This window comes from Paenibacillus sp. FSL R7-0026 (assembly GCF_038004485.1).
GTDB classification, from domain to species: domain Bacteria; phylum Bacillota; class Bacilli; order Paenibacillales; family Paenibacillaceae; genus Paenibacillus; species Paenibacillus xylanexedens_A.
In genome coordinates, this window is record NZ_JBBORG010000001.1 from 849,454 (window position 1) to 873,764 (window position 24,311).

A 24,311-nucleotide genomic window follows, 5' to 3' on the forward strand; every position below is an offset into this window, starting at 1 on the left:
CAGTGTAAATATCTTTAGTTCACCTTATGTAGAAGCCTATGAGCCGAAAGGAATGATGGAATGCTTGCATTTCGTTTGACGGGCCTGCCGGATTCCCGGTTGCCGCTGTACCTGTATTGTGTGGGCACGCAGGAAGCGAAAGTTCTGCATAGACCGGATGGATTTCCGGTGTATCAGATGTTTTTGTCACGGGGTGGTGAAGGGCAGTTCAGGATTCCGGGAAAAGGGACGTGGACGATGGGAGCAGGGCAGTTATTCATCGTGGAACCCGGGATTGCGCATGAGTATGTGCCTCATTCCAAATCCAAAGGTGAACTTGGTTATATCGGTATTGGCGGTGCATCGACTGGATCGGTACTTCATAGCGCGGGTTTGCTTCAGAACGAACCGTGCCATATCTCCGGTTTTGAAGTCATCTGGTCACGCATGACCAATCTCTGGCACGCGCTGGATCAAGGAGCAACGGAGATGTGGGACACATCAACCCTCATCTACCAGCTCATTTTGGATATAGCACAATCGAAAATTCCATCTGATGTTGCTAGCGTAGGTATTGGATCATCTAGGGCACAGGATGGCACTGTAACACGTTCTAATCGGGAGTCCGATCCAAGCAAGGATGCACTCGTCCGAGCGGTTGCATTAATGCATACGCACTACCAGGATGACCTGTTATTGAAGCACATCGCTGACGCAGTTGGTTATTCGGTGCAGCATCTCAACCGATTATTTCACCATCATTATGACGTGACAGGACATCAATATATGCAACGATTACGTTTGCAGAAGGCTTCAGAATGGCTGGACAAACATCCACGAGCAAGTGTGCGAGAGGCGGCAGAGACCGTGGGGATGGAAGTGAACTATTTCATCCGGATGTTCAAGCGGGAGTTTGGAGAGACACCGGGCAAAGGAATCAAACATCGCAAGCAACTCCAAATGGAAAAAGACCTCACGAATTCGTGAAGTCCCTTAATCGATTATATAACGTGTTATGCTGCTGTTTTCTTTTGTCCAAATAGAGGCCTTACCGTTGCAAGTCCTACAACTCCGATCACGGCACTCACCCACGGAGCCAGTGCAAATACCGGAAGTTTATCACGCAGTGGATACCCGACAAACAGCACGAGTACCACGACCACGATGTAGATGACGATCCCCCGAATATTGACCTTAGGTATCTTATTTCTGTCCGCTCCTTCATCGTCCGGTCGCTCAGCAAGACGGCGAAGCATCTCCACCAATGCAATACCGCCAACTGCCGCAACGATCAGAGAGAACAGACTGATGTGTTGGAACGGCTCCGTATCTCCGCCAGTCCAACCCACGAACAATCCCACACATCCTTGAATCAACATGACAAAAGACAAAGCCGCCCAAGCGATCATGGCATACCACTTTGGTGTCCGTTTCACAGGCTCTGGATTCTCAGTTGGCTGTGGTTCTACAGCGTTGGCATTCTTTTTCGATGAAGCTGTTGGACTATTATCACGGGTTGGGCTGGATTTACCCATCTCAACGACAGCCGTCTTCTCCGGTGCTGTATTTGTAATCCCGAGCTGTGCATGGATGTCTTGTTCCAGATCAGGTCCGTATAACTCGCGAGCGGGTTTGTTATCCCGCTGAGCCTGTACGATTGCTTTTCCTGCGGAGAGTATCCACTCTTCCTGTGTTCTCTCGTCCGCTGGCGCATGACGCGCAATTGTGCTGATCTCGTCATACAGTTTCACATGTTCAGGTGTCATTCGACTCATCTCAGTTATTTGCCGATTTTGTATTTCTTTAAGCTTCTTATAGGAAATCCCCAATGATTGCTCCCCCTGTCTACACACGTTCTGATCTTCCAATTGACTGAAGACCCTGACGGTATTTTAGTATACGGGAAGGGCTCTCGTTTCGCAAAGTCATTCCTTATAAAAAAGCTGCTCATGGTGGACCCATATCCATACACAGGCCAGTATAACACAGGTGCATAACAGCACCAGTTTACCGTGATGTTGAATCCATTCCAGTAGATGTACCATGAATTCATTCCTTTCGGCAGAAGGATTCCGAGGCAGATGCTGCCTATGTTTGTTCGTTTATTTTCCCCTGTTCATGTGAAAAAATACCCTCACGCCTCACAGATCTAACGATTGTGTGAAGTATGCATAAAGAGCAGCCGATTCCATCACAATAGTAGCATTTCCAACAGAAATCCAAGATTGGAGTGTGCTTGTTATGGATAAACAAACAGAATTGACGCGGAAGCTGCTACTGAACAGCAACTCCCGTGGAGTCGTGGACGAGGTTGTATCCTTTGAAGAGAACCTGGAGGATACGGAGTATGCAGAAGAACTGACAGATGGTAATTTGAAGGGCAGAAGTTTCTGGGACAATAGTGATTCGGGTCATGAGCATGAGTGGAATGGACGGGTGGAGACCCACGAGATGTTCCGTAGAAGCTACGAATAACGATCCTGTAACACTTGATTTGAATTCCAAATGATATCCGGGCCAGCTGTCATCAGCGTGGCTCATTTTTTTGTGCTTATTATCCGATAAAATGTAGATTGGTAGTCGACGTAGAAAGGGTCCTTACTTACGTTGACTTGAAGGTTACGGGATGATAATATATGAATAACATCTTAATACACACTAAACTTATCGGATTATATATATTTAATAAATGGAAGTTAACAGGCTAAGCGTGGAAAGGGGAAATCGGTATGGAACGTCAGATCAGTATCCGTCATGGACAGGAAGAATTAACAGCCACGATTCATTATCCGGTCGTGAAAGATATCAAGGAGGAGAAGAGTCAGCAGCGAGTCCCTCTGGCGGTCATCTGCCACGGCTTCGTTGGTAGCCGGATCGGCGTGGATCGTTTGTTTGTAAAGACTGCACGGGAGCTGGCTGAAGACGGTTATCTGGTCCTACGTTTCGATTATATCGGTTGCGGAGAGAGCAGTGGGGAGTACGGAGCGGAGGGGCTGGAGTCCATGGTGCTGCAGACTCGTTCGGTACTGGATTACGCGGTGAATTGCAGTGATGTAGATCCTACGCGTGTTACGCTGATTGGTCATAGTCTGGGTGGTGCCGTTGCATTACTAACTGCTGTACGTGACAAACGTGTCAAAAACCTGGTTATGTGGTCCTCCGTGGGTTATCCATTCAATGATATCGTGAAGATTACGGGACGGGAAGTATACGATGAAGGCGTAAAACTGGGAGCGGCTGATTATCTTGGATACAAATTCACACCGACGTTCTTTGAGTCTCTTGCTGAACAACAGCCATTCCAGGAAGCAGTTAAGTTTAGCGGAGATGTACTCGTCGTGCATGGCACGTCAGATGAGATTATTCCTGTAGACTACGCATTCCTGTATCAAAAGGTATTCTGGATGCGCCAAGAGGGCCGCTGTGACAAGGAGATCATCTTCCAGGGCGATCACACCTTCTCTTCAGGTAAAGAGCGGGAACAGCTAATTACGCGTACCAGAGAGTGGCTTGGGGAACGTCAGAAGATCGAGCAGGATTGGCAGCACTGGATGATATAAGTGGTAGATTACAACTGTTTGGGGATGTCAGCTTGGAAAAGCGCCTTCTTAAGGGTAAAATAGAGGAGTAAGCATTCTATCCGTGTCTGGAGGTTGGCAGCAATGACATTACCCGCACTTTTCATTGCGCATGGTTCTCCCGCTCTGGCGGTGGAGAGCAATGACTACACTCACTTCTTGAACCAGCTTGGAGACAGGCTGCCGGCTCCGAAAGCCATTGTCGTATTTACGGCGCATTGGGATTGTCCTGAACCGTCCGTGACGATGGATGATACACATCAGACCTTGCATGATTTTTACGGATTTCCTTCTACGATGTATACGATGGAATACCCTGCATCTGGGCAGCCAGATTTAGCAAACGAGATATGTGCTTTGTTCACCCGCAGCAATCTGGCACATCAGCCGGTTCGAGGCCGAGGGCTGGATCATGGCGTATGGGTACCGCTGCTCCATATGTATCCCGAGGCTAACATTCCTGTGATTGCTGTATCTGTAGACTCGCTGCGTACGCCGCAGGAACAGTATGATATTGGCCGAATGCTAGAACAGCTGCGTCATGATGATGTGTTAATCATTGGCAGCGGTGGAACGGTACACAATTTGCGATTGCTGGGAAATACGGATGAACCGCAAGAGTGGGCGGTGGAGTTTGATAACTGGATCGGGGAGCGCTTGCAGCAGTGGAACACAAGAGAACTGTTTCAATATGAGAAAAAAGCCCCTCATGCACGTACGGCGGTTCCGTCGTATGGTACAGAACACATTGCACCTTTGTTCTACGCCATGGGTACAGCGGATATGTCCCGATCAGCGAAGCGTCTATTCCAGTCTTACCCTTATGGAACGCTCAGTTTGAACTGCTGGCAGTTTGGAGACGGCGTGTAACTTGGAACAGACAACAGCCTGATTATGGTGCTTGAAGCCAGTTTCGTTCGGATAACATAACGTGTATTAATGCATACAATTACAATATATAAACAAAAAAAGGTTACTGTACACCCTTGAAGGGCTACAGTAACCTTTTTTCAATACGAGGACTTATTCATGCAATAGATCTTTATTTGCGGATTTCAAACAATTCACAGTCTGTACGCGAATGATAAGCGAGCTCACTGACACTGGATTGTACTACTACGGTGTTGCTGTCAAAACGGATAATGATGCCACCGGAGTCAATCTGGTGATTATCTTTAAAAACTCGAACCTTATACTTCATATTCATGGCTTCCTGGAAGTCCGCATCGGTCTCGAGACGTCGCTGGGTCGGCATATCGTGTACTCCTTTGAAGTTCAACTTTATTTCATCATAATACGATTTTCTGTGGATGGGCAAGTCAGTCAGGCATTCGGGCTGATTTTGAAAAGTAAAAAACCCTGCTCTCCAGGGGGATTGGGAGCAGGGCCGAGAATTCTATGAATGATTGCTTAAGCTGTTTTTTGAGTAGGGCTAATCGTTGGTGTGTCTTTAGGCTGATTGCCTTTGTTGTTACGAGTGAACAATCCGCGAAGGTAAGGCAGTACCCAGTGATCCAGACCGATTTTACCTGCATTTGCACCAGCAACGACAAGGAAGATTTCCATTACAACCAGTTGAGCATTCGTGCTTACTGTTCCCGAGAAGAGGAACGCGAAGTTCATGACCATAGCCATCAGTGCTGCTAGTGTAGTGAAGCAACCGAGGATGAGACCCAAACCTACAAGGAATTCACCCAATGGGATAACGAAGTCGAACAGTCCTGCGTTTGGTACTGCGAATTTCTCAAGGAACGTTGCCCACCAAGCTTGGACAGCCGGGTGATCACCTGTTGCTTTTTCTACCGCACCGGCCAAGAACCCGCCAGCTTGGAATCCGCCAGTCAATTTGCTCCATCCGTGAGTCATCCAATCATAACCGATATACACCCGAAGTACTGTCAAAATCCACATTGCTACTTTGTTTTCTCTAAGCCATTGGTTTGTGCTGAACATATGAACCACTCCTTCATGGAATCTAGTGTGTGTTGTTTTTGTTTTTTCTAAGTGATCACCTTTGATGTCTTTATTGTATAGTTCAAAAGTTGTTTTGTTTGTGATTAAAATCACAATCTAGTTCAAATTTTAAGTAAGGTTTGAGAAGTTCACATTTAGGACATATTTTTCTCGCGAATCGCTGTTTCAAATGTGAATTTCAAGCTGTATCAAGGCCTTCTGGGCGCAGACAAATCGGATGGGGTGTGATTAAATGGAAAGAAATACGTGAAATGGTTGCCTAGATGAGACATATATCACAACTTAGAACCAAGCCATATCGTTCAGGAGGTCCTATATTGAAGCTTTTTAAATGGAACAAAGCAGCATCGGCTGCATCTCTGTTTATTCTCTCATTAAGTCTTGTTGCCTGCCAAAACCAGGAGGTGGCACAGATGCCAGTTCAGCCAGAACCGACACCTGCACCTGTACAAGAAGAACACGTGGAGGAATCCAACACGTCTCTCTATACAGCACCTCTGACGGGTCTGCCTGTAGATGAAGCGATTACGCGTCGACCACTCGCCGTAATGATTAATAATGCACCCGCAGCTCGGCCCCAATCGGGTCTAAGTTCAGCCGATATCATTCTTGAAGTTCTCGCTGAGGGAGGCATTACCCGTTTCATAGCCATCTTCCAGAGTGAAGGCGGTGCGGAGACGGTTGGACCCGTTCGCAGTATACGTCCATATCTAATTGAGCTCGGCGAGAGTTATGATGGGGTACTTGTTCACGCCGGAGGCAGTCCAGAGGCGTATTCCATTTTGCAAAGGCAGCAGAAACAGCATATGGATGAAATCTCGAATGGTGGACCTTACTTCTGGCGTTCCTCGGATCGTAAAGCTCCACATAATCTGTATACTTCAGCGGACAAGCTGAGAGAAGGGTCAGATATCAAAGGTTATAGCCATGATTTCAAGTCGCCGGTATACAACTATAACGAAGAAGGCGCGACATCCGCAGGAGAGACAGTGAAGCAATTCGATATCCATTATTTATTGGATAGTTACCGGGTGACGTATGATTATGATGAAGTTAGCGGACGATATATGAGAATGGTGAATGGCAAGGCAGATCAGGATCTGGATAATGGGACTCAACTTGGTGCAGCGAACATCATTGTGGCAGGTGCAGATCACAAGGTGCTCGATAGTGTAGGTCGGTTGTCCGTTAATTTGGAACAGGGCGGGGAAGCCATGCTGTTTCAGAAGGGCAAGATGATTCGTGGGCAGTGGGTGAAGAAGCAGGGGGATATTATACGGTTTGTTCAGGGTGGCAGTGAAGTTGCTCTTGTGCCGGGTAAAACCTTTATCAGCATTGTTCCCAATCAACCGGAATTTTCCAGTCATGTGAAGCTGGCTGTGCAGCAATAAAAGGATGTAATGAAAGAAAACAATGAAACATGTATTCATTTTGTCGTCGAAAAGACATTATATTTGTCCTTAGCGTGAAAAGTAGAATCGTGTCGATTTTGAATTTTGATGTCGAATTGTAAACGCAGTGTAAAATCTTGACTTGAATTTACCATTATTCCAAATAATTAAGATTCATTTCAGATTAATGTGATAAGAATATAAAAAAGGATCACACCTTTTGTACAAACCATGAAACAAATATGATAAGATATCAAAGGTTGTCATTTCATGTTTCATCGGTTGTCGGCAATTTTTCTCGTAAAGGGGATAGAGCTATGAAGCTTAAGAAGAAGAAGGATATATTTTTTGAGACACTGGAGAATATGGCAGATACGGTTGTTCAAGCGGCAGATTATTTCTCCCAGCATGTTTCCAACCTTCAGGATGTGACTCTTTTTGCTAATGAAATGAAGAAGTACGAGTCGAAATGTGATGATTATGTGCATACGATCATTACAGAACTCAACAAAACATTTATCACGCCGATCGAACGCGATGATATTATGGAGCTGACAACAACACTTGATGACGTATTGGACGGACTCGAAGCAACGGCTTCCCGTTTCTATATGTACCAACTGACAGATCCAGATGATGAGTTCGTCATACAGTTTGCTGAAATTTTGCGCCAATCGGCTTACGAAATTCAGAAGGCGATCCATCTGCTGTCCCAGAAAAAATTGCTCGCGATCCGTGAGTATACCATTCGTTTGAATGATCTGGAAAACCAAGGCGACGAAGTGCTGCGCATGTGTATCAAACATCTCTTCGCTACCGTGTCTGATCCGATTGAACTGATCAAGCGTAAGGAAATTTACGAACGTCTTGAGACAACAACGGATGCTTGTGAAGACGTGGCGAACGTGCTTGAATCCATCATTATGCGTAATTCTTAAGGAGCCAGAGAATAATGGAAACAACGATTTGGGTATTGGGTATAGTCGTCTTCCTTGCACTGGCGTTTGACTTCATCAACGGTTTTCACGACACGGCCAATGCCATTGCGACTTCGGTCTCAACCCGAGCACTGACGCCGCGTCGAGCTATTCTTATGGCAGCGGTGATGAACTTTGTCGGTGCGATGATGTTCACAGGCGTTGCGAAGACGATTGGGGGGAGTGTGACCGACCCCACCACGCTGGATAACGGGATAGAGGTCGTCATAGTCACCTTGATATCAGCGATTATCTGGAACCTGGTTACATGGTGGTTCGGTATTCCGTCCTCATCCTCACATGCACTTATTGGAGCCCTTGCAGGTGCCGTACTCGTTGGCGCAGGATCTGATAAAGTGAAATGGAGCGGATTCATTGATATCGTCGGAGGTTTGTTGTTATCACCTCTGATCGCGTTTGCCATCGGTTATGTGGTCATGACGATTCTCAAATATATTTTCGCCAAACGCAGTCCGCATAACGTGAACAAAGGTTTCCGTACGGTACAGATTTTCACGGCAGCACTGCAAGCATTCACGCATGGTACGAATGATGCACAGAAAGCGATGGGTATTATTACGTTTGCTTTGGTTGCAGCAGGTGTGCAGGATAATCTGGATGTTCCGCTGTGGGTTAAAATCTCAGCAGCAACTGCGATGGCTCTGGGTACATCCATTGGTGGTTGGAAAATCATCAAAACGATGGGTACCAAAATTTTTAAAATTGAACCGATTAACGGTTTTGCCGCGGATCTGTCAGCTGCATCCGTTATTTTCACAGCAACGTTGCTTCACCTTCCAGTGAGTACAACGCACGCGATCACATCAGCTATTCTGGGTGTTGGCTCCGCGAAACGTTTCTCTGCGGTGAAATGGGGACTTGCTGGACGTATTATTATTACGTGGTTCATTACGATTCCGATTACTGGGGCACTGGCAGGATTATTGTACTGGATTATTTTCTAAAAAGAGAAGTTATCCCGAACGAATTCGGAGTTACCAGACAATCTGTTCATAACTGTGTGAATATCGGGATATGTGGATAAATATACAACCAAAATCAAGAGACGCCTGTGCATGAACGTGTGGACAGGCTGGATATGTGGATAGCCATCCGTGGAATGATAAACCAAAAGAAGATATTCCTGTGGATACAGGGAACTGTGGATAGGGAAATGAGAGAAGCCAACAGGGTTGGCTTTTTTTGTTGTCGAGTTTGAATGCGTCTGTGGATATTTTGGACACGTGGGAGACGTACCTATGGTTAAAGTTGTACAATGACTTAAAGATACAGGACAAGGACGTGGTCTAATTTATGATTCGTACACTCGCCATTACACGAGAACATCAAGTCTCCGTTAACGTACCACTTACACAGCTGGATTTGAACGATTACGCCTGGGTATGGGCGGATTTTAACCAGCCAACGGAAGAGGAAAGCCGTTTGCTGGATACATATTTTCATTTTCATCCATTAGCCATAGAGGACTGTCTGCATGTATTGCAACGGCCCAAGCTCGATTATTATGATAATCTGCAGTTTCTTGTACTGCATGCACTGAACCCGTCCACACTGGAAGCCGAGGAGGTTGACTTGTTTCTCGGATCAAACTTCCTAGTGTCTTTTCATCATGGAGTTTTGGAGGAAGTAGATGAAGCTTGGGAACGCTTGTTGCACCATGCACATGAACGTACCATTTGGGCGCGAGGTCCGGTGGCAGCAGCCTATACGGTGATGGACAAGCTGGTCGATCATTATTTTCCGTCTCTATTTGCGATTGAGGATGAACTGGCCGAACTGGAGAACCGGGGTGGACAAGAGTCGGTTGAAGACTTGATGAACCAGGTGTTTGATCTGCGGACTCGATTGCTGAAGCTTAGAAGAACCGTAGTACCGATGCGGGATCTGCTCTATCGGGTGGTGAACTCCCAGCATGTGCAGCGAACAGGTGAACATACGGCTTATTTTACCGATATCTATGACCATTTATTGAAGCTGACGGACATGATTGAAGCCGATCGGGAGATGACCGCTGACCTGCGCGACAGTTATATTTCCCTGAACTCCAACCGGATGAATCAGATCATGAAGACACTCACGGTGATCACGACTGTATTTATGCCGCTCACACTGATCGCGGGTATATATGGCATGAACTTTGCCTATATGCCTGAGCTTCAATGGAAGTTTGGGTATGGTGCGGTGCTGCTGTTAATGTTTGTGCTTGGTGGAAGCATGGTCGCCTGGTTTGTGAAGCGGGGATGGTTTAAGTAGAAAATGTTACGCCTTACTGCTCCGTATGCAGTTCCATCTTTCGGTGATAAGCGCACGCTCTTTCGAGCAGATCATCAGAAGAAGATTGCATAGCTGAAGCAACGTTTGTTACATATGAAAAGGGCCACTGGACAAGGGTCTCAGGCAGAAATTACTGTCGGGAGATGATGTTTGCCAGGTGGCCTTTCTGATTCTTCTATTAGAAGTTTTGAAAAAAAATGTATCCACATGTGAATAACTATTCCGCTGCAATAAGCTGTGTATAACTTATGATGACTTCCTTTTACTCCATTTCAAGAACAAAAGAAGTCGTTGCTGCCTCTTTACCATTCACAAGAATGGTAAGCGTATGCAGACCGGCATAATATTTTCTCGTTGTGATGACTTTGAACGATTGTTTAGTGGCTACCTTGGTTCTGCCTGTCGGGTACATTTTATCGGAGCATTTGAATCGTTTGGGGGCCTGTTTGCCGTTGGCCTTCATATAACCCATCTCATATTCAATTCGCAGCATCTGTGACTCGCCGCTCTCATTAACGACATCAAACGAAAAATGAAGATCCTCGCCGATGCTAATCGTATCCTGGACAAGCTGAAGCTGCTCAATATGAATCGAATCCTGCTCGTTATAACCAAAAAGACTTAGTGCTTTGCTATGTCCTTTCTTCAGTAATGACCTGCTGGCATGCCGGACAATCCAGTCTGTATGTACATGTTGTCCGTACCAGGTCGTGGCCAGATCCATAACCAGTTCAGGGTGGTCCTTGGAGATGTCATTCAGATGATTGGCGACACTTTTGCGAACATAGAGGGACTCGTCCTGTTTCAATGCATGCAGAATCGGAAGTACAGGTGTTGGATCAGTGATAAAGTTCTGGAGTTTCGCACCCCATGGCAAACGTGGCCGGCTGCCCTCACTGGCAAGTCTGCGGATATGCTCGTTGTCGCTCTCTGCCCACGCCATCATATGTTTCATCGTTTGGATTGGATAATGTTCAATAAACGGGCGTACCGCGAACTCCGAGCTGGAATAAGGTGTGAAGAGGGTCAGATACTTCATGGATAACTCGTAATCTTCTGGGTCAAGTCCGTTCACTTCGATAAAATCCGGTACAAATAGATATTCAACGCCTCTCATCGTAGGGGCAGCTTGTTCGATAATATGTAATGCTTCCTCATAATTGTCCGGCAGTACCTGGGTCAAAGCCAGTGTGATTCTGCGAATGCGCGCTTTGAATTCCAACTGTTCCCAGCCTTCAGCGAAAACCAATTCATGAAATTGCTGTGTATCCAGCTTAGGGTAGAATTGACGCATCTTTTCGCCGGTCCGATCGATTAATGCGGGAGTGTATTTGTCTTTGATAAGTTCCATGGTCCGCCTCCTTTAGTTACTATCCAGTATACCTCAAATTACAGAAATAAGAACGTAAGTTCCTGAAAATTATTTGTATACGGATTAACGGTGTTAAGGCACCCGCCTTCTGTAAGGGGGTGCCTGAATTTTTTTTAACCTTTGCGACTTTTGGGACGGCGCTTTGTGGAATTGGATTTGCGACGGATTGGAGTTGTATTGCGGCGACGTGGAACATTCGTTGTTTTACTCCGACGCTTACGCGTACGTTTTCGGGACGGCTTATATTCTTCATAGTCTGCATCAGCTGCGCTGTTATTCGATTTTCCTTTTCCAAAAGGCAGAATGCCCATAACGAGTTTCATCATCGGAGCCATCTGCTGGATCCCACCAACGACCTTTTGCATTTTGCCTATTCCACTCATGATTCCATCAATACCGCCGAAGCGGTCGATCATTCCTTTTAACTCACCGATGTTGGCTAACGAAAACCCGGAACTGCCAGTAGCAGGCGCCGTTACCGGAGCTGGGGGAACAACCTGAGCTGCACCTCCATAAAAGTTCCCGCCAGCCACACCCTGCCCATAGGGTACGACTGCAGAAGCTTCGACTTCACCGAAGCCCGGGTAATGGGGCTCTACTCCAGGATACACCGGTTGGATCTGGGTTTCATTCAAAGACCGCGGAACCACACCGGGCGGCATATAGGCAGAAGTATGCGCCTGCCGATGAGCATGAGAAGACGGACGTTGCCCTGGTGCTGGCTGGCGGTGATAATAATGCTGTGGCATGAACGATCACGTTCCTTCTATGTTGGATTTCGGAATTGCGTTCCATGAGTTGCATGACAGATGTACATCATAGACCCTTGTGGAACTCCCTTTTGTTATACTGTATGTCATTCGCGGAGAGACGGCGTAGGCGGGTATCCCGGAAAACGGGATATTTGCGGATTTGGGCGCATGTATGATGGCAGGTTACCGAAGAGTAAAATGCAGTTCAGACACAAAATTGTCACATTTAGGTGGATTGAAATCCTACATAAGTAATCGGATATATACAGGTGAAAACTGGGAAATAGCGCGGTAAATTCGCCTGATGTACGCGTGGGGAGGACAATAGTACCTTTTGTAAGCGGTAACATGTATTTTTATTCTGTAGTGCGTGAAATCGGTAACGCTTGAAATACCAACTCAGGGTGAGTACAATGTAGGTACACAGTAACCGCTAGGGGATGATGATGAAATGCAGCTGAAAAAGCTAAATGATAAAAGCATTGAACAACTATTCGAGGCTATTTTAACGCTAAAAGATATTGAAGAATGTTATGTTTTCTTTGATGACCTCTGCACAGTTAACGAGATCCAATCCATGTCCCAGCGGCTGGAAGTGGCTCGTATGTTGGGTAAAGGCAATACGTATAACCAGATTGAAGCAGAGACAGGTGCGAGTACAGCTACAATTTCACGTGTGAAACGCTGCCTGAATTACGGTAATGATGGTTATAAAATGACGCTGGAACGCCTGGGACGCTAACATGAAGAAGCCGGGTGTACTCATCATCAGTCACGGTTCACAGGAGCAGACCTGGGTGGAATCCGTCGATGACGCGATCTCCCGGTTGAATCTGCCTGTTCCATTACCGATTGAAGCCGGTTTTCTTGAACTTGTGGAAGGACGCCTGATCCAGGATGGTATCGACCGACTGGAAGCACAAGGCGTAACCGATATTCTGGTCGTACCTCTATTTGTTTCGTCCGGGAGTACACATGTGGATGAAATTGAATATGCCATTGGTGCAAAGGAAACACCTGATCGCGAAACGGATCTGGAACCGTTCGATGTGAAGGCTCGGGTTCACTTCGGTTATCCAGTGGATAACGATCCGGATATTGCCGTGATGGTGTGGGACAAAGTCCGATTGTTGTCGCAGCAGCCAGAGAAGGAAACGATTCTGCTGGTAGGCCATGGTAGTATTCATGACGGTTTTCGCGAGCGTTGGGAAGCTGGAATTTCTTCCCTTACAGAGCGTGTGCAGGAAGTTAGTGGTGTAGCCCATACGGATTATGCATTGCTGAATCCGGAGAGTGTGTACGACAAAGTGAAGTACTGGAGCGAAGAGCGGGGGAACCGAGTCATTGTGGCGCCGCTGTTTTTGAGTGCCGGTTATTTTACGAGGAACGTTATTCCGGATCGGCTGCGGGAACTGAACTATGTGTACAGCGGTGAGACACTATTACCACATCCATTGCTTGGACAGTGGCTGGAGCGTCAGATCCAGATTTTGCTAGAGAGATGTAATGAAGTTAAAGCTTCTTCTTGAAGTGATTGCTTTGGCATAGGTGTGTAATCACATCGCTCGCAGTAATGTCGCATCAATTGATTTGAACTCCATAGCTTCATAAACAATCAAACCACGTCGAAGGACGTGGTTTTTGTTTGTTGTAGATCACTTGAGCGAGGATTAATTTATCTATTAATGGGTGCGTGCAATTGCAGATGTAGCTCCAGTAAACTTATTAGTTGGTCAACGATCTCCTCGGCCGGATAAGGCATGGAATTCATAATCCACCACTCCAGGAGGCCCACAGCAGCGGAAGCAAGAAACTGTATGGTGATCTCTTTTTTCATACCTTCCTGGATGCCACAGGCATCCATTTGTTCCTCCACTCCCTGGACCAACAATGTCATCAACTTACTACGGAACGCGGGAATACCTTTTTTAGTTAGAAGTGTGGTATAGGTAGAGGCATGCTGTTCCAGATAACTGAAGGTTCGGAGCAGCGCATCCTTGGCCGTAACGGGTGTTGTAGTAGGGCTTTCGAACATACAGGCATCCAACAACCGCTGCAAATAGGTCTCAATGCATTGATCCAACAGGTCGAACTTGTCTGCGTAATGCAAATAGATGGTTCCTCGGTTTACATTAGCCCGATCAGCAATATCGTTTATCGTAATTTGCTCAAATTCCTCTTCCGTCAACAACCCTACAAAAGCTTCAATTATTGCCTTTCGTGTCTTGAGTACTCGTCTGTCCATGGCCCCTCCTATAATGGTTTTCAACAATAAGGAATCATTCGTTGATTATTCAACAAAAACGGATATTTTAACGATTGAAGCACAGTAGGTGCTTTGTTACTCTTATTTTATCAACAAATGTTCATAAAGCAACGAATATTGATAAACTATGAAATTGAGGGATAACCAATGAAGATATTAGTGTATGGTGCGGGGGTTTTGGGCAGTCAACTGGCGCACATTCTGGTGCGCGGCGGCAATGATGTTACCATTCTGGCTAGAGGGAAGCGGGCAGAAGAGCTGGAGAAGGATGGAGTCGTCATCCGGCATATTTTTCAATTCAAAACGACAGTTGATCAGGTTCGTGTAGCCAGAACGTTGGAAGTGGATGACCAATATGATCTGATTTTTGTTGTCATGAAATATAACGATTTTCCTTCAGTGTTACCTATTCTGGCAGAGAATCAGAGCAGTAATATTGTGATTGTGGGTAACAACGCAGATGCGCGAAGCATGCAAAACTTTTTGGAGGTAAACAGCAGGGTGGCAAAACAGGTCGCGTTTGGATTCCAGGTGAGTGGAGGTAAGCGGGAAAAGGACCGGATGTTATCCATCGGTGGAGGCAGCGGACAAATGGTAATCGGCAGTCTGGACGGAGAGATAGGCTTTAAACCTTTACTGGACCAAGCTTTCCAACATGTGAAATACAAGTTAAATGTTCTGAGCGATATTGATGCCTGGCTGAAAAGCCATACCATCCCCATTCTGATGCTTAATGCGGTGAGTTTTAATGAGGAGCGTGAGTTGATCAAGTTGGACGGGAACAGAAAGCAAATTCAACATATGATTGGGGCAATGGATGAGGGCTTCAGCGTGCTTGAGGCTATGGGCATAACGATTATACCGGAGATTCAGGCTAAAATTATTCGCAAGCATCAACGGACGTTGTACCTCCTGTTAAAAATCTATAGCATGCTTCCGGTTCATAAGCTGGTCGCGGGTTCTTTTGGTGAAATTGAAGCCTTAAGTAACGCATTCACGGATTGGAAAAAGACAACAGGCATCCCGACTCCCCATTGGGACGTGCTGAAAAGAGATTTTACTATCCTATAATGAAGTGAACTCTTGCTCATTGACCCAATACCTACTACAATAAAACCAACTAATAAAATGGGGATAAGGAGATATAAAAATGCGAGAAGTGCCCATGCGTTATGTGAAAGCGAATCAGGTCGGTATTGTATTGTTTGTTTTACTCTCGTTTGTGTTCAATCCGCTGGTAGTTCTGGGCTTGCTGTGGATCATTCAGGTAGTTGGACTGGCTTCCAGTGGCAAGCTTAATCTGTTTGTGCAAATTGGGAAAGCTGTGTTGACTGGTAAAGGTACAGAGACGCAGGCAGTGGAACTGCAGCGATTCAACAATATTCTGGCCGTGCTCTTCCTGTCTCTGGCACTCATCTCGTTCTCGCTTGGCTGGGTAGCCGCAGGTTATGTATTCTCCGTCATGCTTCTCGCGGCTGCAAGCGCGGCGCTGCTGGGTTATTGTGTAGGCTGCACCGTCTATTTCTGGTATAAACAGCTGCGTGCAGGCAGAAAAATCGGATTTTGAGGTTGGCTGAAGAAGTGATATAAGTATCAGGGATACTACGATAACTTCATAACGAAATCCCCCTCAAGTGAGTTGTTCACTTGAAGGGGATTTTCTTTTTTTATCTTATCTGAACCAGGCTTTGTTTAAATTGTTGGTGAAATTGTTATCGTTGAAAGGCACGTTGGCGCTACCGAAGTTTGTGGTATTGAGTGCATTTCGTGCCGCAGAAGTCAGGTCGTCCCATCCGATCAAAGGCTGAGTTCCACCCACAGCATTAGTAACGCCAAGCTCATGGTTCAGCGGCCAGGTACTATTATAGGAAATCAACGGACGGTTACCTTGTGTATTGGTATTGCTCGGTGTGACGTTGGTGAACTGTCCGTGACCGGAATAGGCGATGGAGAGGATTTGGGGATTGGCTGCTGCCGGATTATCGACCCACACAACGATACCTTCCCAATCATGACGATGGCCGAGTCCGGAGGAAGGGGAGTCTTTGGGGAAATACCACGAATACATGATAGCCCACACCCCATTGTGCCAAGCGGAACGGGAGTAGATCTGTCCTGTACTTGAGCTACAGTTTCCATTCGATGACCCGGATGTATTCAAGCCAGCGCTGGTATTGCCCTGTTGATCCACTGCGGGAAAAGGCACACAACCATGATAGACTTTTAGAAATGGCTGAAAACGCTTGGCTGCTTGTTGCATTACGGTGACTGGTGTGACTTCCTGGAATCCGACAACCTGATCATGATTAATTTCTGCTGCTTCAACAACGGTGACCCAAGGAATACATGCCATAAGCGAAACCATGAGCATTAACGCGATTTTTTTCATTTACAATTCTCCTTCAAGGGTATGATGTGGTGCTAAGTAGAGGGTGCACTAAAACTATATTGGAAAAAGATTTATATTATTTATCTTTTCATCTTAAGATTTGTAAATTTGTAGCATATCTATGTCATAATCATATGAAGATCATCGAAATCGAAGACTAATTCCTGCCCAAGCGGGCAGAATGGTTGATTAATCAGACTATTTTACATAAAAGGTAGTGGAGAAGATTCAGGATCGGTGCGTGAGGTTTATTGGGTAATGGATGGATTAGTAGGTACCTATATGAAAAAATATACTTATGGATTACAGGCTAGGACATCTTTACATTTGATGATATGATAGGAGTTAAAGGCTTTGGAATGAGACGGAATTCCTGATGCATAGATATAGGTAAGACGAAAGATTAGAGCAGAATGAACGCAAAGTCATTATTGTGTAAAAAATATGCCCTTTTGTGGACTGATGCAACGTAAGAATATGAGGTCGTTTAGACTCATGGATAATGTGGAATAGGTGGCGTATGAGATGAAAAAAGCTCGCTTAATATATAATCCGACCTCAGGCCGGGAAGAAATGAAGAAACGTCTGGCTGATATTTTGCAGCGTTTGGATCAAGGTGGTATTGAAGCTTCATGTCACGCAACAACGGGTGAAGGTGACGCAACCCGAGAAGCTGAACTTGCGATTGAGCGCGGATATGACATGATTATTGCTGCTGGTGGCGATGGCACGTTGTACGAAGTGATTAACGGTATGGCCGAGCGGGAGAACCGTCCTCCGCTGGGTGTGTTTCCTTTGGGAACAACGAATGATTTTGCACGTGCACTCGGCATTCCGAGACAGTGGGAAGATTACGTGGATCTGGTCATTAACCAGCAGCTTCGCCCGCTCGATCTGGGCAAAGCGAATGATAAATATTTTATCAACATCGCCGGTGGCGGCTCATTGACTGAACTGACCTATGAAGTACCGAGTCGTCTGAAAACGATGATTGGGCAACTGGCCTATTATATGAAGGGTATTGAGAAAATGGCGAGCCTGTCTCCTCAGGAGCTGATTATTCGCGCCGACGGTCAGGAAGAGATTCATGATGAATTCATGTTATTCCTCATCGCCAATACCAATTCGGTCGGAGGTTTCGAGAAGTTGGCTCCAGGCGCAACCATTGATGATGGTCTGTTCGATGTCATTTGCGTGAGGAAATGTAATTTGGCTGATATGATCCGCCTCGTAACGCTTGCGCTGCGTGGGGAACATCTGAACGACAAGAAGGTTGTTCATTTCCAGACGAGTCATATGGAAGTTACGTCCCCGGGATATGTCCAACTGAACCTTGATGGAGAGTTAGGCGGCACGCTGCCAGCTACGTTTACGAATTTGCGTCATCACTTGATGCTGTATCGTTAAGCATGTGAGTGCTGGGGGCAATGTGGTTCGCTTGTGAAAAGCAATGTTGAGCGCTTCAGAAAAGCTATGATGCTATAGCAGTAGTTGCATAGTATCATATAACTGTTGAGGAGAGTTGGATTCAGCTCTGCCGTAAGGCGTGATGGAAGTGTATTTTCCAGTTGCTGTGTACAGTTGGATCGCGTATAATCTCATGTGGTCACTATGCGTTGAGCTGATACAGGGCACATTGTGGTGATTAAGTGAACATGAACAGTGAAGGTTAAAAGTGCTGGTCTAGTTCGATGGTACTGCGATGTGGTACACCGTGCTGAATGTAACAGTTTGGTCGAGTGCCGGCTGGCGGCTAACGAACTCAGAAAGCCTTAATGTGGTGAAATCACCGAAGCTGCGAATCTAACGAATTTCAGCGTCGTTATTTTGGAGAAAATGACCGGAAAAGATCGGAAAACACTATCTGAGCTTGATATAACGTTTCTGAAGTTCATTAGAAATTCGGAACGTTATTTTTGATGTGAATAAGGTGTGCCAGGTTCGTTAGAATCGGGAACGAAATGAAAAAGAGATTTCTCCCTCGCCTGCACAGGCGGGTACTATATAAGAAGAAAGAAGTGAATGTACGTTGTCTAATACGAACCGCAGCGGTCGTGGAAAAAACCGCCGGAATTCGGCTTCCTCTCAGGGGCAAGGGAACGCTTCAGCGTCCCGTCAGCCAAGTCAATCATCTCGTCCATCTACACGTCAGCAGGGAAAAGAGGTGCGGCCACAAGGCGCATCTCTTTCTGCCGTTCGTCCAAAGGGGAGAGCGCGTGAATCTGCACCAATCGAAGGACTGCCCGTTAGCAAAAATGAAGAGACCGTCATCGACATCATTGGCATGAATCATGACGGTGAGGGTGTAGGTCGTGCGAATGGATACACGCTCTTTGTGCAGGGTGCGCTTCCAGGTGAAACCGTGCGTGTGCGTGTGATGAAAACCAAGAAGCAGTACGGCTACGCCAAACTGCTGGAGATCGTGAAAGCCAGCCCGGATCGTGTGTCCGCGCCTTGCCCGATCTACGATCAGTGCGGCGGCTGCCAGATCCAGCATATGAGTTATGCCGGACAGCTTGCGTGGAAACGCCAGTTGGTCGTAGATAATTTGCAGCGGATTGGCAAGTTGAACGTGATGGTGGAGGATGCAGAAACGCTGGCATCCAACGTGCAGGATGACGCCTCAGTTGATGAGGCTAAGTTGGCGGAACGGTTGGAACATGATGCGAATCAGACAACTGAGCCTGGACAAGCATCTTCTGAAGCACAATTGATTGGAAGTAATCGTATTCGTTTTCGTCTCGAAGGTGTCATGAGCGAAGAAGATGCGAAGCAAGGCATTCGTGTGCTGCCTACGATGGGCATGGACGAGCCATGGCGCTATCGGAATAAAGCACAGGTGCCAATTGGAGCTGCCGAGGGTGGTCTGGTAGGTGGATTTTATGCTAAAGGAAGTCACCGGATCATCGATATGGAGAGCTGTCTCATTCAGCATGAGCACAATGACGAAGTGGTTGCGAAGGTTAAGGAGATCGGCAGCCATTTCGGAATCAGCGTATATAACGAAGAGACAGGTCGTGGCTTGCTGCGTCACGTGGTCGTGAAGAAAGCGTTCCGTACAGGCGAGATGATGCTTGTTCTAGTCACCAATGGTCGAGACATTACGTACAAAGACGAATGGATTGGCAGTATCCGTGAAGCGATTCCGCATGTGGCGAGTATCTGCCAGAACGTGAACAAGAAACAGACCAACGTTATCTTTGGCGATGAGACCCGCGTCCTCTGGGGACGTGATGTAATCTATGATTATATCGGTGATGTGCAGTTTGCCATTTCGGCGCGTTCGTTCTATCAGGTAAATCCGGTGCAGACGGAAGTGTTGTATGGCAAAACGGTAGAGTACGCAGGACTGAGCGGCAAAGAGACCGTTATTGATGCCTATTGCGGCATCGGAACGATCTCTCTTTTCCTCGCACAACATGCAGATCAGGTGTATGGGGTAGAGATTGTGCCTGAAGCGATCGAGGATGCGCGTAGCAATGCCATGTTGAATGATATGCGTAACGTTAAGTTCGAAGTGGGTGCATCCGAGGACGTTATTCCACGCTGGAAAGAACAAGGCATCGAGGCCGACGTGATCGTTGTCGATCCGCCACGTAAAGGCTGCGATCCACGTTTGCTGGAAACGATCCTGGAGATGAAGCCGGAGCGAGTGGTGTATGTAAGCTGTAATCCAAGCACCTTGGCACGTGATCTACGTGTGCTGGAGGATGGCGGATATCGGACGGTCGAGGTGACGCCAGTGGATATGTTCCCGCATACGGTGCATGTGGAGAGTGTAGCGATGTTGGTGAGGGATAATTACAGATACTAAGAACAATTGATATCTAAGAGATTATCGTCTGATGCAAATATCCTTGGTTTATATAACAGAGTACTCGAAGCAGAATTACCGCAAATATGCTTAAGGCTCTAAACCGAAGAAAACTAACAGATGATAAAGAAATGAAAGACGCTGGGAAGAAATTTACCCAGCGTCTTTTTTTTCAGTTTGTCTTTTAATCTATTCTAAATCGATTCATGAATTTATCTGCCGCGGCCTGATCGGCGGGATGAAGAGCATGTTCCATACTAGCATCAGACTTGGTATAGTGCTGTAAAAAACTAAGATTCCCCTTTAATTTGGAGTAAGAATTCTCTTCCATAAAAAATTTGGTGTGGGGGGAATACTTCGAATGAGGAAATCATTTAAGCAGGTCGTTTCCGGGTTACTCGCAGCGGCTCTGCTTCTTCCGGGCGGCTTGATAGCCTATCGGCATCTAATTCACAAATTGTGTATCAGGAAACATTCCAAAATAGCCAAGGCAAGGTAACTCAATCAGGTGGTGCTGGATTCGAAGCGGAATCGTCAACGGAAAAGGTGGCAAAATCGCACCAACTGAATTATTGACCCGCGCTGAAGCAGCGGTGATTCTGTCCCGGATCTGGGCAACTCATTGAAGCTGCTATCTGTACTTTACAGGCGGCAGCTTTTTCAAATTCCATGGCCCTCAATCATGATTGTAATAGAGATCGTTAACCAACCGATTCCATTTGCAGCTCAGCACAAATCATTCCTTCAGGCGATTTTATTATAGAAGGAACCGCTATTCAATGCTGAAAATTGTCGATTCAATCATAGACATCATAAATTTTACTTTTTTCCACTTTGCAATAAAGATGGAATCTGATAGGATAAGTTTATAAATACGATGGTTTTAGTGAGGATTAAAAGGAGGCCGCCTTGCCATGCAAGAATTAACACATCTGGATCAACTTGAGGCTGAAGCGATATACATTATCAGAGAAGTAGCAGCGGAGTGCGAGAAACCGGTCATGTTGTATTCCATCGGCAAGGACAGCTCGGTCATGCTGCACTTGGCCCTAAAGGCTTTCTACCCCGAGAAGCCGCCGTTCCCATTCATGCATATCGATACAACCTGGAAATTCAAGGAAATGATTGAGTTCCGCGACCGAAAGGCGAAGGAATTTGGTATCGAGATGATCGTGCACTCTAATGAAGAGGCTATTCAGCAAGGAATCAATCCCTTCGACCATGGTTCCGCATATACCGACATTATGAAAACCACAGCCCTGAAGCAAGGATTGGATAAATACGGATTCACGGTTGCGTTCGGTGGCGGAAGACGTGATGAGGAGAAGTCGCGTGCGAAGGAGCGGATTTTCTCGTTCCGGAACAAGAATCACTCGTGGGACCCGAAGAACCAACGTCCGGAGATGTGGAAGCTGTTCAACACGCGAATCAACAAGGGAGAGAGCATTCGAGTCTTTCCGCTGTCCAACTGGACTGAGAAGGATATCTGGCAATACATTCGTCGGGAGAACATCGATATCGTTCCGCTTTACTCCGCCGACGTAAGACCGATCGTTAATCGTGACGGGCATATCATCATGGTGGATGACGAGCGGATAAAGCTTGAGCCTGGCGAGAAGGTAGAGATGAAGAAGATTCGCTTCCGCACGTTGGGTTGTTACCCGCTCACGGGCGGAGTCGAGTCTGATGCCGTTACGCTGGATGAGATCATTGAGGAGACATTGGGTGCGTTATCTTCCGAACGGACCAGCCGGGTTATCGATCAAGAAGCGGCGGGAAGCATGGAACGACGCAAACGGGAGGGCTATTTCTAACATGAAGAGTCTACTTAAATTCATTACCTGCGGAAGTGTGGATGATGGCAAGTCCACGCTGATCGGACATATGCTCTATGAGGCCAAGCTGCTGTTTGCCGATCAAGAACGCGCGCTTGAGCTCGATAGTCGATTGGGAAGCCGAGGCGGCAAAATCGACTACTCGCTGCTCCTCGATGGTTTGCTGGCCGAACGCGAACAAGGGATTACCATTGATGTGGCATATCGTTATTTTACGACGTCTCATCGTTCCTTCATCGTGGCGGACACACCGGGACACGAAGAGTATACGCGTAACATGGCTGTAGGCGCTTCCTTTGCCGATCTAGCCATCATTCTGGTGGACGCTACCAAAGGCATCATTACCCAGACCAAACGCCATGCCCGGATCTGCGCCCTGATGGGGATCAAGCATCTCGTATTGGCTGTGAACAAGATGGATCTGGTCGGCTTCGATCAGAGGACGTTCGAGGCAATCAAGGAAGAGTTCATCCAAACGACGGCCGAATTTCAAATCAAGAGCATTCAGGTCATTCCCGTGTCGGCTACGGAAGGGGACAACATTACAACCCAGTCGCCGAATGCTCCCTGGTACGAGGGGTTAGCTTTATTGCCGTATTTGGAAAGTATAGATGTTCATACTACCGATGATACGAAGCCTTTCATGATGCCGGTTCAGCGTGTAAGCAGACCGGACCATACGTTCCGTGGGTTCCAGGGCCAGATCGAGGCTGGAAAGATTTCGGTCGGAGACGAACTCATGACTCTGCCAAGTCGGGAGAAAGCCAAGGTTAAGCGGATTTTGGTGACGGACCAAGCTCAGGATTCGGCTTATGCTGGCCAACCGGTTACGATACAACTGGACCGCGAAGTTGATGTCTCGCGGGGCTGCGTGCTCACGATAGACAATCAAGTCCAAGAAGCTGACAGCTTCGCTTCTACGATCCTGTGGATGGACGATTCCGTCCTGACTCCGGGCAAGCATTATTGGGTAAAGGTCGGAACGAAGACTCTTCCAGGCACTGTAACGGCGATTACCCATAAAATTGACATTAACACGGGCCATACCGTTCCGGCCGATCAAATTGTTAAGAACGAATTGGCCAAGTGTGAATTCACACTGTCGGATCAGATCGTCTTCGATTCCTTTGAGCACAATAAGAGCATCGGAGGTTTTATCCTCATTGATCGTGTCACCAACATGACGTCTGCTTGCGGAGTCATCGATCAAGCTCTGAAGGGAGAAAGCCGATTTGCCACGCTGGATACGGGGATCACGAGAGATGTTCGCGCCCAGCAGAAAGGACAATCTCCGCTCACGGTCTGGTTTGCTGGCTCGGATACGGTAGCTCTCGCCAAGGAAGTGGAGAAGCGACTAATGTCATCCGGTTACCATACGATGCTGCTTGAGAGCGTCAGTGGAGAAACGCTCCGCGGTACGGCGGAGATGGCAAAGGTGTTGAACGACGCCGGCCTGATCTCACTGGTATCCCATGATTCTATCAGTGCGGGCGAACTTGAGACAGCTCGAGAGATCATCGGGGGTAAAGGATTTATCGAAGTTAACGCGGACGAGATCGGCGGAATGTCCACCCAGGATGCCGCGAAATTCGTGGTTAAACGAGTCGTGCAATCCGTTATCGATCACAGTCCTTCGAATAACTACGACATTTAATAAGCATGTCCGATAAAAGCGGTTGCCGATCAGGC

25 protein-coding genes are annotated in these 24,311 nt (G+C 46.8%); 18 read left to right on the plus strand and 7 right to left on the minus strand.

Features of this window, described 5'->3' with window-relative positions:
- Nucleotides 1-60 precede the first annotated feature (60 nt).
- Nucleotides 61-966 (plus strand): AraC family transcriptional regulator, encoded by a 906-nt coding sequence (locus MKY44_RS03925; RefSeq protein ID WP_341006085.1) that lies wholly within the window; start codon nt 61-63, stop codon nt 964-966.
- Between the two features lie 26 nt (nt 967-992).
- On the opposite strand, the gene MKY44_RS03930 is transcribed toward MKY44_RS03925, so the two are convergent.
- Entirely contained in the window at nt 993-1,808 is an 816-nt protein-coding gene (locus MKY44_RS03930; RefSeq protein ID WP_341006086.1) for a DUF1129 family protein, read from the minus strand.
- 412 nt (nt 1,809-2,220) lie between these two features.
- Between MKY44_RS03930 and MKY44_RS03935 the strand changes: the two genes are divergently transcribed.
- The 3 genes from MKY44_RS03935 (at nt 2,221) to MKY44_RS03945 (ending at nt 4,427) form a co-directional block, all read left to right on the plus strand.
- Nucleotides 2,221-2,454, plus strand: a complete 234-nt coding sequence (locus MKY44_RS03935; protein WP_047840502.1) for a hypothetical protein — start codon at nt 2,221-2,223, stop codon at nt 2,452-2,454.
- A 254-nt stretch (nt 2,455-2,708) separates the two neighbouring features.
- Complete coding sequence (locus tag MKY44_RS03940) at nt 2,709-3,539, plus strand: alpha/beta hydrolase (RefSeq protein WP_036606057.1); 831 nt, start codon at nt 2,709-2,711, stop codon at nt 3,537-3,539.
- Nucleotides 3,540-3,641: 102 nt separating this feature from the next.
- Nucleotides 3,642-4,427 (plus strand): DODA-type extradiol aromatic ring-opening family dioxygenase, encoded by a 786-nt coding sequence (locus MKY44_RS03945; protein WP_341006087.1) that lies wholly within the window; start codon nt 3,642-3,644, stop codon nt 4,425-4,427.
- A gap of 172 nt (nt 4,428-4,599) precedes the next feature.
- Here the strand turns inward: MKY44_RS03945 and MKY44_RS03950 are convergent, their stop codons facing one another.
- Nucleotides 4,600-4,812 carry a hypothetical protein gene (locus MKY44_RS03950; protein WP_017690673.1) on the minus strand — a complete coding sequence of 71 codons (213 nt, stop codon included), beginning with the start codon at nt 4,810-4,812 and terminating at the stop codon, nt 4,600-4,602.
- Between the two features lie 155 nt (nt 4,813-4,967).
- Nucleotides 4,968-5,510, minus strand: coding sequence for a DoxX family protein (locus tag MKY44_RS03955; RefSeq protein WP_341006088.1), 543 nt, complete (start codon nt 5,508-5,510; stop codon nt 4,968-4,970).
- 338 nt (nt 5,511-5,848) lie between these two features.
- On the opposite strand from MKY44_RS03955, the gene MKY44_RS03960 reads away from it, so the two are divergent.
- From MKY44_RS03960 to corA, 4 genes are all read left to right on the plus strand, one after another.
- Complete coding sequence (locus tag MKY44_RS03960) at nt 5,849-6,922, plus strand: DUF3048 domain-containing protein (RefSeq protein WP_341006089.1); 1,074 nt, start codon at nt 5,849-5,851, stop codon at nt 6,920-6,922.
- Between the two features lie 317 nt (nt 6,923-7,239).
- Nucleotides 7,240-7,860: a DUF47 domain-containing protein gene (locus tag MKY44_RS03965; protein ID WP_017690670.1), complete on the plus strand. Its 621-nt coding sequence runs from the start codon at nt 7,240-7,242 to the stop codon at nt 7,858-7,860.
- A 14-nt stretch (nt 7,861-7,874) separates the two neighbouring features.
- On the plus strand, nt 7,875-8,864 hold the full coding sequence (locus tag MKY44_RS03970; protein WP_036668387.1) for an inorganic phosphate transporter: 990 nt from the start codon (nt 7,875-7,877) through the stop codon (nt 8,862-8,864).
- 349 nt (nt 8,865-9,213) lie between these two features.
- A complete protein-coding gene (gene corA, locus MKY44_RS03975; RefSeq protein WP_036668386.1) occupies nt 9,214-10,173 on the plus strand; it encodes a magnesium/cobalt transporter CorA in 960 nt (319 codons plus the stop codon).
- A gap of 283 nt (nt 10,174-10,456) precedes the next feature.
- Here corA and MKY44_RS03980 read toward each other — a convergent pair whose 3' ends face one another.
- Together MKY44_RS03980 and MKY44_RS03985 are read right to left on the minus strand one after the other, a co-directional pair.
- Nucleotides 10,457-11,545: a DNA alkylation repair protein gene (locus MKY44_RS03980; RefSeq protein ID WP_341006090.1), complete on the minus strand. Its 1,089-nt coding sequence runs from the start codon at nt 11,543-11,545 to the stop codon at nt 10,457-10,459.
- 134 nt (nt 11,546-11,679) lie between these two features.
- On the minus strand, nt 11,680-12,315 hold the full coding sequence (locus MKY44_RS03985; protein WP_341006091.1) for a tyrosine protein kinase: 636 nt from the start codon (nt 12,313-12,315) through the stop codon (nt 11,680-11,682).
- Nucleotides 12,316-12,769: 454 nt separating this feature from the next.
- Between MKY44_RS03985 and MKY44_RS03990 the strand changes: the two genes are divergently transcribed.
- Entirely contained in the window at nt 12,770-13,060 is a 291-nt protein-coding gene (locus MKY44_RS03990) for a YerC/YecD family TrpR-related protein (RefSeq protein ID WP_017690665.1), read from the plus strand.
- Between the two features lies 1 nt (nt 13,061).
- A complete protein-coding gene (locus MKY44_RS03995) occupies nt 13,062-13,847 on the plus strand; it encodes a sirohydrochlorin chelatase (protein WP_341006092.1) in 786 nt (261 codons plus the stop codon).
- Nucleotides 13,848-13,993: 146 nt separating this feature from the next.
- Here the strand turns inward: MKY44_RS03995 and MKY44_RS04000 are convergent, their stop codons facing one another.
- Nucleotides 13,994-14,563 (minus strand): TetR/AcrR family transcriptional regulator, encoded by a 570-nt coding sequence (locus tag MKY44_RS04000; protein WP_341006093.1) that lies wholly within the window; start codon nt 14,561-14,563, stop codon nt 13,994-13,996.
- Between the two features lie 168 nt (nt 14,564-14,731).
- Between MKY44_RS04000 and MKY44_RS04005 the strand changes: the two genes are divergently transcribed.
- Both MKY44_RS04005 and MKY44_RS04010 read left to right on the plus strand, forming a co-directional pair.
- Nucleotides 14,732-15,655: a ketopantoate reductase family protein gene (locus MKY44_RS04005; protein WP_341006094.1), complete on the plus strand. Its 924-nt coding sequence runs from the start codon at nt 14,732-14,734 to the stop codon at nt 15,653-15,655.
- Nucleotides 15,656-15,734: 79 nt separating this feature from the next.
- Complete coding sequence (locus MKY44_RS04010; RefSeq protein ID WP_341006095.1) at nt 15,735-16,151, plus strand: DUF4395 domain-containing protein; 417 nt, start codon at nt 15,735-15,737, stop codon at nt 16,149-16,151.
- Between the two features lie 105 nt (nt 16,152-16,256).
- Here MKY44_RS04010 and MKY44_RS04015 read toward each other — a convergent pair whose 3' ends face one another.
- On the minus strand, nt 16,257-16,973 hold the full coding sequence (locus MKY44_RS04015) for an NPP1 family protein (protein WP_341006096.1): 717 nt from the start codon (nt 16,971-16,973) through the stop codon (nt 16,257-16,259).
- Between the two features lie 525 nt (nt 16,974-17,498).
- Between MKY44_RS04015 and MKY44_RS04020 the strand changes: the two genes are divergently transcribed.
- The 6 genes from MKY44_RS04020 to MKY44_RS04040 all read left to right on the plus strand — a co-directional run bounded on the left by MKY44_RS04020 (nt 17,499) and on the right by MKY44_RS04040 (nt 24,276).
- Nucleotides 17,499-18,380, plus strand: a complete 882-nt coding sequence (locus tag MKY44_RS04020) for a diacylglycerol kinase (RefSeq protein WP_047840512.1) — start codon at nt 17,499-17,501, stop codon at nt 18,378-18,380.
- 622 nt (nt 18,381-19,002) lie between these two features.
- Complete coding sequence (gene rlmD / locus MKY44_RS04025) at nt 19,003-20,787, plus strand: 23S rRNA (uracil(1939)-C(5))-methyltransferase RlmD (RefSeq protein WP_341006097.1); 1,785 nt, start codon at nt 19,003-19,005, stop codon at nt 20,785-20,787.
- Between the two features lie 361 nt (nt 20,788-21,148).
- Entirely contained in the window at nt 21,149-21,286 is a 138-nt protein-coding gene (locus MKY44_RS04030; protein WP_341006098.1) for a hypothetical protein, read from the plus strand.
- Nucleotides 21,287-21,305: 19 nt separating this feature from the next.
- Nucleotides 21,306-21,413 (plus strand): S-layer homology domain-containing protein, encoded by a 108-nt coding sequence (locus MKY44_RS31495; protein ID WP_445670673.1) that lies wholly within the window; start codon nt 21,306-21,308, stop codon nt 21,411-21,413.
- Nucleotides 21,414-21,701: 288 nt separating this feature from the next.
- The gene (cysD, locus tag MKY44_RS04035; RefSeq protein ID WP_076333411.1) at nt 21,702-22,601 is read left to right on the plus strand and encodes a sulfate adenylyltransferase subunit CysD; all 900 of its coding nucleotides are present in this window, start codon (nt 21,702-21,704) and stop codon (nt 22,599-22,601) included.
- A 1-nt stretch (nt 22,602) separates the two neighbouring features.
- The gene (locus MKY44_RS04040) at nt 22,603-24,276 is read left to right on the plus strand and encodes a GTP-binding protein (RefSeq protein ID WP_341006099.1); all 1,674 of its coding nucleotides are present in this window, start codon (nt 22,603-22,605) and stop codon (nt 24,274-24,276) included.
- Nucleotides 24,277-24,311 lie beyond the last annotated feature (35 nt).